The organism is Mycobacterium sp. ST-F2 (assembly GCF_001905655.1).
Classification (GTDB): domain Bacteria; phylum Actinomycetota; class Actinomycetes; order Mycobacteriales; family Mycobacteriaceae; genus Mycobacterium.
Genome location: NZ_JMHT01000016.1, coordinates 83,860 through 100,346, shown reverse-complemented (window position 1 = coordinate 100,346; position 16,487 = coordinate 83,860). Strand labels below are relative to the sequence as shown.

General features: G+C 65.8%; 18 protein-coding genes. 14 read left to right on the top strand and 4 right to left on the bottom strand.

The genetic code is table 11. The features are described 5' to 3' along the window. Positions 1–146: 146 nt before the first annotated feature. The 3 genes from EB75_RS07360 to glnX form a co-directional block, all read right to left on the bottom strand. A complete protein-coding gene (locus EB75_RS07360; RefSeq protein WP_502689346.1) occupies positions 147–2,321 on the bottom strand; it encodes a serine/threonine-protein kinase PknG in 2,175 nt (724 codons plus the stop codon). Between the two features lie 128 nt (positions 2,322–2,449). Continuing rightward, on the bottom strand, positions 2,450–3,415 hold the full coding sequence (locus EB75_RS07355; RefSeq protein ID WP_073694782.1) for a glutamate ABC transporter substrate-binding protein: 966 nt from the start codon (positions 3,413–3,415) through the stop codon (positions 2,450–2,452). Continuing rightward, positions 3,412–4,728, bottom strand: coding sequence for a protein kinase G-activating protein GlnX (glnX, locus tag EB75_RS07350; protein ID WP_061003639.1), 1,317 nt, complete (start codon positions 4,726–4,728; stop codon positions 3,412–3,414). Before glnX ends, EB75_RS07355 begins: the two co-directional genes overlap by 4 nt. Before the next feature lie 144 nt (positions 4,729–4,872). Between glnX and EB75_RS07345 the strand changes: the two genes are divergently transcribed. Beyond that, complete coding sequence (locus EB75_RS07345) at positions 4,873–5,358, top strand: NUDIX hydrolase (protein WP_174557639.1); 486 nt, start codon at positions 4,873–4,875, stop codon at positions 5,356–5,358. Here the strand turns inward: EB75_RS07345 and thiE are convergent. Continuing rightward, the gene (thiE, locus tag EB75_RS07340; protein ID WP_073694780.1) at positions 5,348–6,016 is read right to left on the bottom strand and encodes a thiamine phosphate synthase; all 669 of its coding nucleotides are present in this window, start codon (positions 6,014–6,016) and stop codon (positions 5,348–5,350) included. The genes EB75_RS07345 and thiE overlap by 11 nt on opposite strands. 143 nt (positions 6,017–6,159) lie before the next feature. On the opposite strand from thiE, the gene thiO reads away from it, so the two are divergent. The 13 genes from thiO to EB75_RS29235 all read left to right on the top strand — a co-directional run bounded on the left by thiO (position 6,160) and on the right by EB75_RS29235 (position 16,459). Continuing rightward, positions 6,160–7,167 (top strand): glycine oxidase ThiO, encoded by a 1,008-nt coding sequence (gene thiO / locus EB75_RS07335; RefSeq protein WP_168175998.1) that lies wholly within the window; start codon positions 6,160–6,162, stop codon positions 7,165–7,167. Beyond that, positions 7,161–7,358 (top strand): sulfur carrier protein ThiS, encoded by a 198-nt coding sequence (gene thiS / locus EB75_RS07330; protein ID WP_073694779.1) that lies wholly within the window; start codon positions 7,161–7,163, stop codon positions 7,356–7,358. The genes thiO and thiS overlap by 7 nt, the downstream gene beginning before the upstream one ends. Before the next feature lie 22 nt (positions 7,359–7,380). Then, entirely contained in the window at positions 7,381–8,124 is a 744-nt protein-coding gene (locus tag EB75_RS07325; protein ID WP_286150113.1) for a thiazole synthase, read from the top strand. After that, positions 8,121–8,891 (top strand): SGNH/GDSL hydrolase family protein, encoded by a 771-nt coding sequence (locus EB75_RS07320; RefSeq protein ID WP_286150111.1) that lies wholly within the window; start codon positions 8,121–8,123, stop codon positions 8,889–8,891. The genes EB75_RS07325 and EB75_RS07320 overlap by 4 nt, the downstream gene beginning before the upstream one ends. A gap of 34 nt (positions 8,892–8,925) precedes the next feature. Next, complete coding sequence (locus EB75_RS07315; protein WP_073694777.1) at positions 8,926–9,828, top strand: ABC transporter ATP-binding protein; 903 nt, start codon at positions 8,926–8,928, stop codon at positions 9,826–9,828. After that, positions 9,828–10,571 carry an ABC transporter permease gene (locus tag EB75_RS07310; protein ID WP_073694776.1) on the top strand — a complete coding sequence of 248 codons (744 nt, stop codon included), beginning with the start codon at positions 9,828–9,830 and terminating at the stop codon, positions 10,569–10,571. The genes EB75_RS07315 and EB75_RS07310 overlap by 1 nt, the downstream gene beginning before the upstream one ends. A gap of 40 nt (positions 10,572–10,611) precedes the next feature. Beyond that, positions 10,612–11,163: a hypothetical protein gene (locus EB75_RS07305; RefSeq protein ID WP_142239474.1), complete on the top strand. Its 552-nt coding sequence runs from the start codon at positions 10,612–10,614 to the stop codon at positions 11,161–11,163. Positions 11,164–11,171: 8 nt separating this feature from the next. Continuing rightward, positions 11,172–12,131, top strand: coding sequence for an HTTM domain-containing protein (locus tag EB75_RS07300; RefSeq protein WP_286150110.1), 960 nt, complete (start codon positions 11,172–11,174; stop codon positions 12,129–12,131). A 92-nt stretch (positions 12,132–12,223) separates the two neighbouring features. After that, entirely contained in the window at positions 12,224–12,559 is a 336-nt protein-coding gene (locus EB75_RS29880) for a hypothetical protein (RefSeq protein WP_083612052.1), read from the top strand. Positions 12,560–13,408: 849 nt separating this feature from the next. Further along, complete coding sequence (locus EB75_RS07290; RefSeq protein ID WP_083612050.1) at positions 13,409–14,191, top strand: LuxR C-terminal-related transcriptional regulator; 783 nt, start codon at positions 13,409–13,411, stop codon at positions 14,189–14,191. 101 nt (positions 14,192–14,292) lie between these two features. Beyond that, positions 14,293–15,540: a COG4705 family protein gene (locus tag EB75_RS07285; protein ID WP_073694774.1), complete on the top strand. Its 1,248-nt coding sequence runs from the start codon at positions 14,293–14,295 to the stop codon at positions 15,538–15,540. Between the two features lie 40 nt (positions 15,541–15,580). Continuing rightward, on the top strand, positions 15,581–16,186 hold the full coding sequence (locus EB75_RS07280; RefSeq protein ID WP_073694773.1) for a phosphatase PAP2 family protein: 606 nt from the start codon (positions 15,581–15,583) through the stop codon (positions 16,184–16,186). A gap of 117 nt (positions 16,187–16,303) precedes the next feature. Next, complete coding sequence (locus EB75_RS29235) at positions 16,304–16,459, top strand: hypothetical protein (RefSeq protein ID WP_165605570.1); 156 nt, start codon at positions 16,304–16,306, stop codon at positions 16,457–16,459. Positions 16,460–16,487 lie beyond the last annotated feature (28 nt).

Sequence of the window (16,487 nt, the reverse complement as noted above, 5' to 3'; positions counted from 1 at the left end):
CCGGGAACGGCGTTCGGCTATTCAAACCCCAAAATCACCCACACATGTGTCACAAGAGCCACTTTCCTTGACCGTCAGGGAAAGCTGCCGCCTTCAGATCGAATGTGTTGCAGGAGAGCTGACACGCCCGAAGGCAACACGCCGCACTAGAACGTACTGATCGGCCGCACGTTGTTCGCCAGGTCCACGAGCGCGTAGCGGTGCGCCTTGGTCGGCGCCACCCGGGCCAGTCCGCGCAACGACGCCTCCACTCCGAGTCGCAGGCCGTATTCGGTGAAGGGGAACCCGAGGATGTGGTTGGTGCTGGCGGTATTGTCGGCCAGCCAGTCCAGTGCGGTGCCGAGCACCAGCGTCCGGATCTGCAACACCCGGGGCTCGGTCTCCGGTAGCGCCTCGACCCGTCGCGCGGCGTCGCGGATTTGGCGTTCGGTGATCTCCGCGGTGGTCGGGGCCGACAGCAGTGTGACGGCACTGGTCAGCCTCGCGGTCGTGAAATGCCTTGAGGTGGCGGGTACTTCGTCGAGGGTGTGGACCGCGGCCTCGCGGTCACCGGCCTGCGCCTGCACCCGGGCGCGTCCGAAACCGGCCGAGATGATGCCGTTGTCGGTGTTCCATACCGTCTGATAGAAGGCGCGCTCGGCTGTCGATCCGGACAGCTCGGCGGTGGCCGCCAACGCCACCTTGGGGGCCAGCTCGCCCGGCAGGGTATTGAGGACTTCGGTGAAATCCTTTGTCGCCGCGGCATAATTGCCCGACAGTAGCTCGCCCACGGCGCGGAACCACACCAGGCGCCAGTGCCAGCCGATCCGGTCGGCGAGGTTCTCCAGTTTCCGGTTGGCCTTCGCCACGTCACCGAGGTCCAGTAGCGCGCGCACCTCCATGAGCGGCAGCTCGACCGACTGTGACAGGTCGACGCCCTCCGAGTCCAGCGACCCCTCCCGGGCGGCGCGGAGGGAATCCAGGGTCTGCACCGGCTGGCTCAGCACAGTGGCTGACAACACTGTCGCACCGACGTCGGCCGGGTCGACCAGCGGTACCTGCAGTGCGCGGACTATCTCTGGGGCAGTGATCTTTTCGGTGTGCACCTGCCCGTCGATGTACACGTCGGTGTGGGCCACCAGCATGTTGACACCGAACGTCGACCGCGAGGGGCTGAACACCGACGAGAGGCCGGGCCGCGGCGTCCCGGTGTCCTGGGCGACGACCTCGCGCAGCACCCCGAGCAGCTGCCCGGACATCTCCTCGGCGCTGCCGAACCGCCGGCGCGGGTCGGGGTCGATCGTGCGGCGCAGCAACCGGGCGAACGAATCGTATTGCAGCAGAATCGGATCGTCCTCGGGGAGCCCGTCGACGTAGCGGCCCTTGTCGGTCTTGAGGTTCAGCGTCAGGGCCGCGAGGGTGCGGCCGACGGTGTAGATGTCGGTGACGATCGTCGGTCCGGTCCGGACGATCTCCGGCGCCTGGTAACCCGGTGTGCCGTAAAGGAACCCGAACGAGTTGATGCGCGATACCGCGCCCAGGTCGATGAGTTTGAGCTGCTCCTCGGTGAGCATGATGTTCTCGGGCTTGAGGTCGTTGTAGACCAGTCCGATCGAATGCAGGTAGCCCAGTGCGGGCAGGATCTCCAGCATGTACGCGATGGCCTGGGCCACCGGCAGTTTGGCGCCTTTGGCCTGTTTCAGCGACGTGCCGCCGACGTACTCCATCACGATGTAGCCCACCGGGTCACCGTGCTTGTCGGCGTGCTCGACGAAGTTGAAGATCTTCACGATCGCCGGGTGGGTGACCTCCGCGAGGAACTGTCGCTCGGCCATCGCGATGGCCTGCGCCTCGGCGTCGCCCGAGTGCACCAGGCCTTTGAGCACCACCGGGCGGTTGTTGACGTTGGTGTCCAGGGCAAGGTAAATCCAGCCCAGCCCGCCGTGTGCGATGCAGCCTTTGACCTCGTACTGGTCGGCCACCATGGTGCCCGGACTCAGTTGTGGCAGAAACGAATACGCGGCGCCGCAGTGTGGGCAGGAGCCTTCGGACCGGCCGGGTTCGCCGTTCTCGGAGCGGCCGACGGGCTTGCCGCAGGACCAGCAGAACCGTTTGGCCTCGGCCACCACGGGATCGGTCATCAACGCGGCGAGCGGATCCTGGTCCACCACCCGCGGCACCTCGACCAGGCCGCCGCCCAGGCGCCGGATGGGCGAGACCCGGGTGGTCGCGGTGACGAGGCCGGTCGGCGCGGAATCCCGTTCGGGCGGAACCGGCACCGGGATGCTCATCGAGTCGTCGAACAGTGGCCGGAACACGGCTTGCGTGCCCATCGGCCGCATCGTGGCCAGCGAATCCCACGTCACCTCGACGGCCTGGGTGCCGGGGTCGGTGTCGGGACCCGCGTCCACCGGACCCGCATCCACCGGGCCCGCCTCAACGGGGCCTGTCGTCGCTTCGCTGTCGGGCATCAGTCGCTGTACCTCGGTACGGGTGGGTTCGGCGTCGAGCCGAGCACGGTCAACCACTTGCGGTACAACGTGTTCCACGTGCCGTCGCGGCGAATCCGCTCCAACGTCCCGTTGACGAACCGCACGAGACCGGTGTTGTTGAGGTTGATTCCGATGCCGTACGGCTCCTCGGCCATGTTGGGGCCGACGATGTGCAGGTACGGGTCCTGCGCCACCAGACCGGCCAGGATCGCGTCATCGGTCGACACCGCGTCGGCCTGCCGCTGCTGCAACGCCACCAGGCAGTCCGCCCAGGTGACCGCTTCCACGAGGACCGGCGGCGGGGTGATGCGCTGCAGGCGTGCCTTCGAGGTGGTGGCCTTCACGACGCAGACCCGCTTGCCCGACAGGTCCGCGGGCCTGCGGACGTCGGAGTCGCGGGTGGCGAGGATCCGTTGCTTGGCGGAGAAGTACTCGGCTGAGAAGTTGACGAGCTTGCGCCGGTCGCACGTGATGCTCATGGTCTTCACCACGATGTCGACGAGATTGTGCTGCAGCGCCGAGATCCGGTCGTTGTCGGACAGGATGCGGTACTCGACCTGTGACGGGGTGCCGAAGATGTCGCGGGCCACCTCCCCGGCGATGTCGACGTCGAATCCGGTGATCTGCCCCGTGATGGGGTCGCGGAACGCGAACAGGTTGCTGCCGATGTCGAGCCCGACGATCAGCCGGCCGCGGTCCTTGATGTTGGTGACGGCCGCCGCGGCGGCCTCGGGCGTCGGGAACGGCCGCAGGCTTGCGGTGCAGTCGGACTTGTCCTCCGGGCCGAGCTCCGGCACGGCGGACTGCACCTCCATGCCCGCGGGTGTCGGCGGCGCGATGGTGATGCTCTGCGGCGCGACGGGCGGCGGGGCCTCGCCGCAGCCGGCGGCCACCAACACCGCGACCATCGCCGGGACCAACCGAGAACGCATCGTGAAACTCATCGGTATTCACTCAACCTCGGCCACAGCCCGAGCGCCACCGCGAGTGCCGCGGCGAAGCTCAACGCGGCCGCACCGACCGTCGCCCCGGACAGCGCCTGGCGTCCGTTCAGGATGTCGCTGCGCAGCTGCTTGCGGCTTTCGTCGATGGCCTTGGAGAGCGCTTCGTCGAGCTTGTCGAACGCCGGCGTCGAATCGTCTTCGCTGGTACCCAGCGCCACCTGGGTGGCGGACTGGTAGTTGCCGGTCGAGATGTAGGCGTTGATCCGGTCGTCGGCGGCACGCCACCGGCGGATCAACTGATCGGCGCCGTCCAGGTCCTTCTTGCCGATCGCATCGGGGCGACGCATGTAATCCCCGAGCTGCTGCTGGAGGGCGTCGATGCGGTGGTAGTACGACTGCTTGCGGACGCTCTCGTCGCCCCGCCGGATCAGCGACAGCGTCTCGTCCGCCCGCGCCTGCTGTGCGGTGATGGCCATGCTCGTCACAGTTTGCAGCGACGCTGCCGCGTTGCGGGCATGCCGGGTGTCGGTGGTCGAGATGATGAGCGTCGCGCCGATCCAGATGATCATGATCAGTACCGCCATGCCGCCGGCGACGAAACCGATGTTGACGCGCCGGCGGGTGTGCTGGGCCAGCCAGCGGTTCGAGAAGAAGCCGAACATCAGCGTCGCCGCGACCACCAGGATCACGGGTGCGGGCACCTGCGACGAGCCGCTGGTCTCCGAGTTCACCCGCGCCGAGGTGTTCTCGTAGAGCCGCTGGGCGTCGGGCAGGATCTGGGTCTGCATGAGCCATGACGCCTCGGACAGGTACGACGAACCCACCGGGTTGCCGGCGCGGTTGTTGGTCCGCGCGGTCTCCACCAGGCCGGTGTAGACCGCCAGCTCGGCATTGATGTGCCCGAGCACCTTGACCATGGGCTCGTCGGTGATGCCACTGGACGCGGCCGTGACGGCGACGGCGGCGTCCGTGATGGCCTGCTCGTAGCGCTGCCGCAGATCCACCGGCTCCGAGCCGGCGATGAAGGCGGTCGCGGCGGCGGCATCGGCGACCGACAGCGTGGTGTAGAGCTGGCCGGCCGCGAACGCCAGCGGCTCGGTGTGGTCGAGCACGGTGGTCAGGGCCTGCTGGCGGGCGTGGATCGTGGTCGAGGTGGCGAAGGCACACGCGAGGACCAGGCTGGCGAGCATCAACCCGATCAGGAGGATGCGGCCGGGGGTGGTCCACATGAACCACCATCGAGTGTGCGCGGGAGTCCCGGGGGACCGAGATACCACCGGCTCGGTCGAAGGGTGCGCCAACTCCACCGTCACGTGTGCGCCGACCTCAACTTTCCTGACCCGTTGGCCCTGCCGAACTCGTTTAATAGAAGTCTAAGAGCTTGCGGCGCGTAGGGGGTGGACTACCGGTCGGCCCGGTCCCCCAAATCTTTCGCGACGTTCCCTATTGTGGGTTTCGTGCAGGGCGACGGTGACGGATGGGTGCTCGCGGCTGACGGCTCCCACTTCTGGGGTCGCCATGGTGCGGCCGGACTTCTGCTGCGGGCGCCGCAGCCGGGCGGCGGAGCGGCGGTGCTGCTGCAGTACCGCGCGCCATGGAGCCATCAAGGCGGCACCTGGGCACTGCCCGGTGGGGCGCGCGACAGCCACGAGACCGTCGAGGAGGCCGCCGTCCGCGAGGCCTACGAGGAGGCCGGCCTGCTGGCCGAGCAGCTGACGGTCCGGACGACGGTGGTCACCGCGATCGCGATGGGCGAGGTGTGGACGTACACCACGGTGATCGCCGACGCACCCGAACAACTCGCGACGGTGCCCAACCGGGAGAGCGTCGAGCTGCGGTGGGTCTCCGAGGACGACGTCGCGTCGCTGCCGCTGCATCCCGGATTCGCCGCCAGCTGGGAACAGCTGCGCAGCGTGACGGCGAGTATCCCGCTCAGTTCGTAGGCAGGGCCTGCTTGAGTGCCTGCGCTGCCGCGGCCGGATCCTCGGCCGCGGTGATCGCCCGGACCACGACGATGCGCCGCGCACCGGCGGCCACCACCTCGGGGGCCCGCGCCAGGTCGATGCCGCCGATGGCGAACCAGGGTTTGTCGGTACCCGTCGCGGCCGCCGCGCGGACCAGTTCCAAGCCCGGCGCGGTGCGGCCCGGCTTGGTCGGCGTCGGCCAGCACGGGCCGACGCAGAAGTAGTCGACGTCCTCGGTCACCGAGACGGCCAGCTGCTGCTCGTCATGCGTCGAGCGGCCGAACAGCGGATCCGGCCCGACGATGTCGCGGGCGAGGGCCAGCGGCAGATCGTCCTGGCCGAGGTGCAGCACGTCGGCGAATGCGCCGCGGGCGATGTCGGCCCGGTCGTTCACCGCGAACAGCGCGCCGTGCCGCCTGGCCGCGTCGGCCAGCACCTCCAGCGCTTCGAGCTCCTGCTTGGCCTCGAGCGGACCGAACTGTGCTTCACCGGCCGAGCCCTTGTCCCGCAACTGGATGATGTCCACGCCACCGGCGAGTGCCGCGTCGGCGAACTCGGCCAGGTCACCGCGCTCCCGGCGGGCGTCGGTGCACAGGTACAGGGACGCGGACTGCAGACGCTCGAAGGCTTTAGACACAGCGCGACGGTAGCGACTACCGTGGACGCCGCACACACGGGAGTCCCGGGACCGGGGGCTGAGAGTGGGGTCGTCCTACCCTTACCGTCACACCTGATCCGGATCATGCCGGCGAAGGGAGAGGAATCATCGTGCCGGCTGGCATGGCGGTAATCGGCGGCGGCGTCATCGGTCTGGCCGTGGCCAGGCGCGCGGCGCTGGACGGGTGGTCGGTGCGCGTGCACCGGACCGAGGCGCGCGGCGCCTCGTGGGTCGCCGGCGGCATGCTCGCGCCGCACTCTGAGGGCTGGCCGAGGGAGGAGGACCAGCTGCAGCTGGGCCTGGACTCGCTGGCGCTGTGGCACGGCGGATTCCTCGACGGCCTGCCCGACGACGTGGTGACGGCCCACGACTCGCTGGTGGTCGCCGTCGACCGGGCTGATGCCGCCGACGTCCGCACGGTCGCCGAGTGGCTCGCGGCGCAGGGGCATCCGGTGACCGTGACCACCGCTGCACGCGACATCGAACCGCTGCTGGCGCAGGGCATCCGGCACGGCTTCCGCGCGGAAACCGAACTGGCCGTGGACAACCGGCTGGTTGTCGAAGGCCTGGTCGCGCATTGCGAGCGCCTGGGTGTGCAGTGGGCCGGGCCGGTCGAGTCTCTGGAGCAGACGCGCGACGCCGATATCACTGTGCTGGCCAACGGGATCGACGCGCCGGCCCTGTGGCCGGGCCTGCCCGTGCGTCCGGTCAAGGGTGAGATTCTCCGGCTGCGGTGGCGCAAGGGATGCATGCCGGTGCCGACGCGGGTGGTTCGGGCCCGGGTCCATGGCCGGCAGGTCTACCTGGTGCCGCGTGCCGACGGTGTGGTGGTCGGCGCCACCCAGTACGAGCACGGTCGCGACACCGCTCCCGCGGTCACCGGGGTACGCGACCTCCTCGATGATGCCTGCGCGGTGATGCCGGCACTCGGTGAGTACGAACTGGCCGAATGTGCTGCGGGACTGCGGCCGATGACGCCGGACGGTCTGCCGATCGTGGGCTGGCTCGATGACCGCACCCTGGCGGCCACCGGTCACGGCCGGAACGGTTTTCTGCTGGCCGCGTGGACCGCACAACGGATTTCGGAACTGCTGGCCGAAGATGTGAAAGAGAAGGTGGCCCTGTGCTGATCACAGTCAACGATGAGAGCGTCGAGATTCGCGAAGGCACGACAGTGGCCGAATTGATTGACGCACTGGGCTTTCCGGACAAGGGCATCGCCGTCGCCGTGGACTGGGCGGTGCTGCCGCGGTCGGAGTGGGACGACGTCCTGACCGAGGGCGTCAAGATCGAGGTCGTGACGGCGGTGCAGGGTGGCTGAGGTCTGTACATCGCACGATGTCCTGCGCATCGCCGACCGTGAATTCGGCTCCCGGCTCATCATGGGTACCGGTGGCGCGGCCAACCTGTCGGTCCTCGAGGAAGCGCTCGTCGCCTCCGGCACGGAGCTGACCACCGTCGCGATGCGCCGTATCGATGCCGAAACCGGCACCGGGGTACTGGATTTGCTGAACAAGCTCGGCATCGCGGCGCTGCCGAACACCGCGGGCTGTCGCGGCGCGGCCGAGGCGGTGCTGACAGCGCAGTTGGCGCGCGAGGCATTGCAGACCAACTGGGTGAAGCTCGAGGTCATCGCCGACGAGCGCACGCTGCTTCCGGATGCGATCGAATTGGTGCGTGCCGCAGAACAATTGGTGGACGACGGCTTCGTCGTCCTGCCCTACACCAACGATGATCCGGTGCTGGCGCGGCGGCTCGAGGACACCGGTTGCGCCGCGGTGATGCCGCTGGGCGCACCGATCGGCACGGGATTGGGCATCTCCAACCCGCACAACATCGAGATGATCGTGGCGGCCGCCGGCGTGCCGGTGGTGCTCGACGCCGGTATCGGCACGGCCAGCGATGCGGCGCTGGCGATGGAATTGGGTTGCGATGCAGTCCTTCTCGCGACCGCGGTGACGCGGGCGTCCGATCCTCCGATGATGGCCGCCGCCATGGCAGCCGCCGTCACCGCGGGTCGCCTCGCCTCGCGGGCCGGCCGCGTCCCCAAGCGGTTCTGGGCACAGGCGTCCAGCCCGGCGCTGTGAGCGCGCGCTACGTCGCCCTCGGTAGTTCGATGGCGGCGGGACCGGGTATCGCGCCGGGAGCCCCGGGCGCGCCGAAACGATCAGGCCGGTCGGCGGTCAACTATCCGCACCTCGTCGCCGCACAGCTCGGTTACGACCTTGTCGACGTGACCTTTTCGGGTGCCACCACGGCGCACGTGCTCACCGAACGGCAGTACGACGCATCGCCACAGGTGGACGCCCTCGACGGATCGGAGTCGTTGGTCACCATCACCATCGGTGGCAACGACGCCGGCTACGTCCCGATGCTCGGCGTTGCCTGCCTGCCCCGCTTCGTCCGATCGGTGCCCATCGTCGGCTCATCGCTGCGCGGACTGCTCGATGCGTCGGCGCGGGACCAGGCGCTCGACGTCGTCGCAGAGTCGTTGAAAACCGTTGGGCGAGAAGTACGCCGGCGTGCACCATTGGCCCGGGTGCTGTTCGTCGACTACCTGACGCTGCTGCCGCCGGCCGGGGTACCCGCGCCGCCGATCGGCGCGGCCGAGGCCGACCTGGGTCGGCACATCGCCACCCGACTGGCCGACCTCACCGCCGCGGCTGCCGCGGAAACCGGATGCGAACTGGTGCGGGCAGCGGACGCGAGCCGGGATCATCATGCGTGGTCCGCAGACCCCTGGACCACGGCTTTTCACCTGCCGCTGCCGGGCCGAGTGGCGCCGTTGCATCCCAATGCCGCGGGCATGCGCGCCGTCGCGAAGTTGGTGATCGAACGCGTATCGTGCGCGTGATGGTGCTGCCACCGCGCGAGGGGGGTGTCCGGCGATGATTCAGCTGACCGGATTGACAAAGGTTTTCGGGCGGAAACGTGCCGTCGATGACCTGACCTGTGCCATCGAGCCCGGTTTCGTCACTGGCTTCCTGGGGCCGAACGGCGCGGGCAAGTCCACCACCATGCGCATGATCGTCGGGCTGGATCGCCCGACCTCCGGCAGCGCAACAGTGCTCGGCAAGACCTATCACGAGCTGAAGCATCCGTTGCGCAGCGTCGGCGCGCTGCTCGACGCGCGTCAGGTACACCCGAATCGGACGGCCCGTGCACATCTTCGTTGGCTGGCCGCCAGTAACAAGCTGCCGAAGGCGCGCGTCGATGAAGTGCTGAACATCGTCGGACTGACCGACGTCGCGGGAAAGCAGGCCGGAACGTTCTCGCTCGGTATGTCACAGCGGTTGGGCATCGCGGTCGCGTTGCTGGGTGATCCACGAGTTCTGTTGTTCGACGAACCCGTGAACGGGCTGGACCCGGAGGGCATTCGGTGGATTCGGACGCTCATGCGGGACTTGGCATCTGAGGGCCGGACGGTGCTGGTGTCCAGTCACCTGCTGGCAGAGATGGCGAACACCGCGGACCGGCTGCTGGTGATCGGGCGGGGACAGTTGATCAGCTCGAGCACCATGTCGGAGTTCCTCACCAGTTCCGGGAGCGACACCATCCGGGTGCGCAGCCCGCAACTCGACCGGCTACGGGAAGTGTTGACCGCCCAGGGGATTTCGGCCCGGCCTGACGGTGAGGTGCTCGCGGTCGCCGATTGTTCGACAGAACGCGTTGGGGAACTTGCCGCGGCGCACGGCATCACTCTGCATGAGCTCAGCTCCCGGCAGGCGTCCCTGGAGGACGCCTATCTGCAACTGACTGACGACGCTGTCGACTATCGGTCGGTTTCCTGATGCTCGCGACACTGAATGCTGAACGCATCAAATTGCAGTCCACCCGTGCGGTGGTATGGACGACGCTGTCGGTCACGGTGTTGAGCCTCGGTTTCGCGGCGATCCAGGCTGGTGGGTTGCCGTACAGCTATCTGTCGCCGGAGCGAGCGGCCCTTGGGGTCAGCATGTTCGGGGTTCCGGTGTTGATGATCTTGTCCGCGCAGTCGGTGACGACCGAATGCCGCACGGGGATGATTCGAACGACGTTCCTGGCCACGCCACACCGCGGTGTCGTGCTGGCGGCCAAAGCGGTGGTCGCTGCTGCGTTCTCCGGGATCGTCACGGCGGTCATGATGGTCGGTGCCATCGGGCTGGCGCGGTTGTTGTCCAGCGAGCGTGCGGGAGAGCTTGATCTGTCGGGTTGGGAGGTCTGGCGGGCGGTCGGTGCCACCAGTCTGTACGCCGTGCTCGGTGCAGTTTTGGCGGTCGCACTCGGGGCCTTGCTGCGGCACACTGCGGCAGTGGTGGCAGTGCTGGTGCTGATGCCGTTTGTGGTGGAGCCACTCCTCGGGACCATTCCGCAGATCGGAGGCCGCATCGGGTCGTTGCTGCCCTTCGCGAATGCCTACGCGTTCACCAAAACTCCTTGGTTTCAGACGTTCACGATGTGGTGGGGGCCGGTCGGTGCCGCCTTCTACTTCGCCGCCGTGGCAGCAGGGGTCTCCGTGCTGTCCCTGGTGATGGTCACCCGCCGCGATCCGTAGTGATAGCTGCACCCAGTCCACCGGTTCTACGATGCTGAGAATGTCTCGTTTGCGAAGCCTGTTAGAGAGATCGCTCCGGCGACGTACCTCCCGCGGGTCTGAACTGCGGGAGGCTTTCGCCAGCTTCTGCATCATCATCGCGCTGATCGTCGCGGTGATCTGGAGTATGCCAGGCGCGCCGATCAAGGACGTCATGGTGCCGCCGTTGCAGCCGATAGCTCGGTTCACTGGCCTGGATCAGGCGTGGGGGATGTTCTCGCCGAATCCGCCGTTGTCGGTGCCCGAGGTGGAAACTGCCGTGCTTTATGACAGTGGTGCGCGGCGGATTTGGAAACTCGAAGGCGGCCGGTCACTGGTCGGCCAATTCCACTGGGACCGGTGGCGCAAGTTCAAAGAACAACTGATCAATGAGCCGGTCACGCGTCCGGCATACGCGATGTGGGTCGTTCGGAAGCTGATGCAGCCGGGGGAGCGTCCGGTCGGTGTGACGATCTACTCCGATACGCGCAAGCTTCGGCCTCCGGGATCGAATGCACCGGAAGAGCATCAACAAAAGATCTTGTACGACTGGAAATTTGGGCCTGCGTCATGATTGCTCCGGTGGCGAGGCTGCGCGAGTCGGGTCTCACTGCGGTGCATGCTTGGCGAGGCTTCTGGTTCAGTACCGAGCCGGCCTACACGCTGGGGATCATCCGGATTGCCTTCGGCGCCTTGGCTTTCGTCTGGTCGCTCGAAGTCGGGTTGGACTTGCTCGACAAGTTCGGCGTCAACGGCATCGTGCCGCAGCCTCCGACGTATCCCTACCTCTGGGGCGTGTTCTACGCCTGGCCGGGTGATACCGCCCTGTTCGTCGGCTGGATTGTGCTGATGGTGGTGTCACTGGCCTTGATGGTCGGCTGGCACACCAAACTGGCAGCGTTCCTCGTATTCGTGATGATCATGTCGTTCGAACGCCGCAATCCCTGGATCTTCAACTCGGGTGACGGGTTGATCCGAATCCTCTCACTGTATTTGGCGCTGTCGCCCTGCGGTGCGGCGCTGTCGCTGGACCAACGCCGCCGCTTCGGATCCTTCTGGTCCGCACAGGACATCAAAGTGTGGCCCATGCGCCTGATGCAGGTCCAGATATCGATCATCTACATCACGACAGTGATCTCGAAGTTGCATGGCGATACGTGGCAGAACGGCAGTGCCGTCTCGTACACCTTGCGACTCGATGACATGCTGCTCCTGCCCAGCCCGGCGTGGATGACCACCAGTCCCCTGATCGCGAATGCGATGACGTGGGGCACCCTGGCGGTCGAATTCTGCCTAGGGGTATTTGTTTGGAATAAGCGTTGGCGCACAAAGATATTGCTTGCCGGCGTGTTCCTGCACCTGACGATTCTTCTGACGATGGCTGTCGGATTCTTCTCCCTGGCCATCTTTGTGCTGTACCTGTCGTTCGTGCCGTGGGAACGGTGCAAGGCCGTAGCGGAGGACATTCGTGGTCGGCCCGATTCGGCGGCACCCCGTGATGAGATGGCCGGCAGCGGCACGGTTTCTGTTCCGCCGCGATAACGGCACCCGAGTGTGGTTCGAATGAACCTGTTGCTGCCAGTTGTTCGTCCAACAGCAGATGTTGACGGGTTTGCTGCTCTACGATCGCGAACATGTCGGAGGCAGAATCGGAAGCATCGCCCGTCTCGCGCCAGCCTGTCGCGGTGGATGTCCAGCCGAAGTGGATCGCGCCGACGTCACTGGCAGTCGCGATAGTCGCACTCGGTGTCGCAGTCTGGGCACTCGTATCGCCGCCGCACCAGTCAGCGCCGTCGGCGCCTGCACCCACAGAACAACAGGTTGCTGAGGCGAAGACTCGTGCCTGTACAGCCTTCGTGACGGTGCGGACGGCGGTGGCGCTGCAGACACACACCGATCTCGGCGCTGACCCGGTTGCGGTGCAAGCGGTAACCGCGGTCTCGCGGTTGGCCATGAGCAGCGGCGCGTAGTATCTGCTGGCGCGTCTGGATCCCGCCACACCAGCCGACCTCGCGGCCGCCATTCGCGAATTTTCCAATGATCTGCAGGATATTTCGATGTACGGGCAGGCCGGGATCGGCGGGACCGAGCCGGCGCAGGCGGCCCGCTTGAAGGCCGGTGACGCCGTCAGCATCAAGATTGCCGGCCTCTGCAAGTGAGTTACAGGGGCTCATTCGGGATGCCAAACGAACGTCATATGTGACAAAAGTAAGGATGCATGCTGTCCGAGTTAGGCGCAACGACCGGTACCCGACAGCTCACAGGGGACCTACGTTGTGGAGCGAATTGAAAGCGGCCGGTGCCGATCGCGGGTAAGGGACTTTCGGCGCGGTGGGCAAAAGGGCGCCCGATGTTCCGGACGTGGCTCTTGCGGCAACTAGTCGGCTGGCGCGGAACGTTTTGCGACCGGCAGAACAACGGTCTGCCCCCGATGTGGGCTGGCGTTCGCAAGAGGAAAGCCAGCCTCCGCGATTATTTGCTGAAACCCTGATGATCGAATTACAAGCAAACATGTGTGATTAGCAAACGCCTTTCCGGGGGGCTGCGTGCGCCCTAGATGTTGTGTGTGATTCACAGCCCGCGTTTGCGTTCCTCTATCGTGTTGTAGTGGCCAAATAGCGCGAGTTGGCGTCGTCATCAACGCGTGGATGCTGGTGTTGGCCACTGGAAAAATCAACAATCCTGGCTGCATTCATTGGACCTAGCAAATTTTGCAACGGTGACATAATTTTTGCGGGTTGTAGACAAACGATCGCTGCGCGCTCACAATGATTGACCGCAGGGTTGTCGCGAGCACCGTTGTCTGCTGGGAGGCTGAAATGGGCGCAGAATTCGCCGGAAGCAGCTCGGCCTCAGCAAACAATGCGTCCGAACATTCTGGGTCATGGCAGCCCGTCTCGGTGCTACGCGACCTGGCCGATGTTTCGCAGACGCGACGGACCGAGCGGGAACCAGCTCTGCTGATCGTCGACGACTGCACGCTCTATCGCGAATATCTCGCTGCCGTATTCGGTACCGATGGCGCCGCCGCGCCAGCAGTGGCATGGGACCTTGAGTCATTGCTGGCAGCTCTGACCGAATACCAGCCCAGCCTGGTCCTGCTGAACCTCGACACTCGTGACCGGGCCATGCTGCTGCGGGCGATACTCGAAATCTGCCCGAACTCGAAAGTAATTGTCCTAGGCATCGACGAAGACGATCAGGCAGCCATCGTGGCCTGTGCCGAAGCCGGCGTTGCCGGCTACCACCTTCGCACGGCTTCCATAGGCGACCTGCTCGAACTCATTCGCCGGGTCATCGACGGTGAGACGTTCTGCTCGCCTCGAGTGTCCGCGGTGTTGATGCGTCGCTTGTCCAGTCTGGCTGCGCAACGACAGTCCATGTCTAAGGAACAAGTCCTCACGGTGCGCGAGGTCCAGATCCTGCGAATGCTGGAGTCGGGCCTATCGAACCGTGATATCGCCGATCAGCTCTGCATTGCGATCCACACGGTCAAAAACCATGTGCACAACCTGCTCGCCAAGCTGGGCGTCAGCACTCGGCGCGAAGCCGCGGCACGCTTCCGCACCGTGGTGTACACCGAAGTCGACCTGGAGGACTAGGTGGGTGTGAGATGGAACGGGCTCGGTCCACAGCCACCGCGGCTCGTACATGCTGTCGTTCTCAGCGTCTGTTCAGTAAGCGGTGTCTACCGTCGGCGGGCATGACCGGTGCTGCCCGCCCATCAACGATCGTGAACAGTGTTCTTACGAGCAAGGTTCCCGAAGTCACCATTTGGTTTTGGCTGATCAAGGTGCTGTGCACCACCGTCGGCGAGAGCTTCGCGGACTGGATCAACGAAGGTCTTGGTGTGGGCCTAAGTGCCACTGCGATGATCTTCACCGTTTTGCTGGCCCTGGTGATGGGCGCGCAGCTGCGCCTGCCGCGCTATGTCCCGGTGATCTACTGGCTGACCGTTGTGGTGCTCAGTGTCACCGGCACCCTCTACACCGACCTGCTCACCGACACTCTCGCCGTGCCCTTGGCTACGAGTACGGCTGTCTTCACAGTTACCTTGGCGGCGGTGTTCGGGGTGTGGTTTGCGTGGGAGCGGACGCTGTCGATCCACAGCATCACAACGCGATCTCGGGAGCTGTTCTACTGGCTCGCTGTTCTGGTCACTTTCGCCCTCGGTACCGCCGCCGGTGACTGGACCCTGGCCCTCACCGGGTGGAGCCCAGGGGTATCGGTGCTGCTACCGCTCACCCTCATCGCAGTCGTGACTGTCGGCTGGCGTTTCGGTGTGAACTCCGTGCTGTCGTTCTGGCTGGCCTACATTCTGACCCGCCCGCTGGGGGCCAATCTCGGCGATTGGCTGGCCGCACCGAGAAGTGCTTACGGCCTCGGATACGGTCTGACCAGCGGGATCTTCCTGGCCGCGATCACCGCCGCAGTCATCTACCTGACCCGGACACGAGTCGACGTGATCGACACGAACGACGTGAACGACCACACTGTGCCCACATCTCAACGCCGAGTGTCCGCGGTGGCCACGGTCGGTTTCTACGCCGTTGTCATCCTGGCCGCCGGCGCGCTGCTGCAATGGGCTTCGATGCAGCCCCACGGCCCGGCCACCGACAGTGAGGAAGGGCCCGCGCCAGCCGCGGCCGTGGCTCTCGCGCCCGGCAAGGTCAGTGCCTTCCCTGCGACCGACATCGCCCACTTCCGCAACGTCACCCAAGACACGTTGGTGAAGGTGAATGCCGGAGACCAATCAGGCGCCCGCGCGCGCATTACCGACCTCGAAAGAGCATGGGACCACGACCAGGACCGCCTACAGGCCATCGACTCCAGCGCTTGGACCGCACTCGACCAGCAGATCGACACGGCACTCAAGTCCGTGCGATCCAGCAGCCCCAGCGCCGATGACGAAAAACGCGCCCTGACAACGCTTCTGAATAGCCTGCGCTGACGCATCTACGCAGCCAAAACCTCATACCGACAAGGCCTCGATGGACCTCGACACCCGAATCTTCTACTACGTGAACAATTTCGCCCGGGACACGCCGTGGCTGCATCCGGTCGTGGCCGCATACGCCAACGACGGTGTCGTGCTTTTCGCTATCTTTCTACTCGCTGGGTGGTGGATTGCCCGCAGAGCCGACAACCTCAGCGCGATGACCGCGGCAGTATGGGCACCTCTGGGCGTATTGGCCGCGGTGGCCGTCAACCAGCCGATAGCCGACACCATCAACGCAACCCGTCCCTGCAATGCTTTACCTCATATCGTGGTTTTGCACTGCAATATCGACGGCGGCTTCCCGAGCGACCACGCGATGATGGCCGGTGCCGTCGCTGCCGGGGTCTGGCTGGTGAATCGACGGCTCGGCGTGATCGCCGCCATCGCGGCAGCGGCCATGGCACTGGCTCGCGTCTATGTCGGTGCGCATTACCCCGAAGACGTCCTTGCCGGTCTCGCTCTAGGCGCGACCCTGAGTGTTTCCGGATACCTCATCGCCCGGCCGGTGCTGAGGCAGCTGGTGGTCCGCGCCGCCACGACCCGGCTGCGCCCGCTCATCATGGCGGCCGGTGAACCGGATGCCCGGTCTTCAATGTGATCACATCCGGTCGGTTCGTGCTCAGCGTCCTCACAGCGACCTGCTGTCAGTCTGGTGGCATACCCGACAGCTGCTCGGCTTCGATCAGCTGGAATCCCGTGAAAGGTGTTGATGGACATGACAGCCCGGCGAGAAGCAATCAACCTGATGGTCGGAGCCCTGATGCTGGTGGCGGCGACGATGTCGGTCCACGAGGCCCAGGAGCGCGCCCAGAACGCACCGGCTCTGTCGAACGGCGGGCACTACGACAGCGCACTCGTCCAGGGGATGTAGCCGGCCAATTTATGGCCGCCGCCTCAGT

What these genes read in the sequence shown, in the direction of transcription:
- EB75_RS07360 (WP_502689346.1), bottom strand. Translation starts at nt 2,321, where the DNA reads ATGCGGCCGATGGGCACGCAAGCCGTGTTCCGGCCACTGTTCGACGAC.
- EB75_RS07355 (WP_073694782.1), bottom strand. Translation starts at nt 3,415, where the DNA reads ATGAGTTTCACGATGCGTTCTCGGTTGGTCCCGGCGATGGTCGCGGTG.
- thiO (WP_168175998.1), top strand. Translation starts at nt 6,160, where the DNA reads ATGGCGGTAATCGGCGGCGGCGTCATCGGTCTGGCCGTGGCCAGGCGC.
- EB75_RS07315 (WP_073694777.1), top strand. Translation starts at nt 8,926, where the DNA reads ATGATTCAGCTGACCGGATTGACAAAGGTTTTCGGGCGGAAACGTGCC.
- EB75_RS07310 (WP_073694776.1), top strand. Translation starts at nt 9,828, where the DNA reads ATGCTCGCGACACTGAATGCTGAACGCATCAAATTGCAGTCCACCCGT.
- EB75_RS07305 (WP_142239474.1), top strand. Translation starts at nt 10,612, where the DNA reads ATGTCTCGTTTGCGAAGCCTGTTAGAGAGATCGCTCCGGCGACGTACC.
- EB75_RS29880 (WP_083612052.1), top strand. Translation starts at nt 12,224, where the DNA reads ATGTCGGAGGCAGAATCGGAAGCATCGCCCGTCTCGCGCCAGCCTGTC.
- EB75_RS07290 (WP_083612050.1), top strand. Translation starts at nt 13,409, where the DNA reads ATGGGCGCAGAATTCGCCGGAAGCAGCTCGGCCTCAGCAAACAATGCG.
- EB75_RS07285 (WP_073694774.1), top strand. Translation starts at nt 14,293, where the DNA reads ATGACCGGTGCTGCCCGCCCATCAACGATCGTGAACAGTGTTCTTACG.
- EB75_RS07280 (WP_073694773.1), top strand. Translation starts at nt 15,581, where the DNA reads ATGGACCTCGACACCCGAATCTTCTACTACGTGAACAATTTCGCCCGG.
- EB75_RS29235 (WP_165605570.1), top strand. Translation starts at nt 16,304, where the DNA reads ATGACAGCCCGGCGAGAAGCAATCAACCTGATGGTCGGAGCCCTGATG.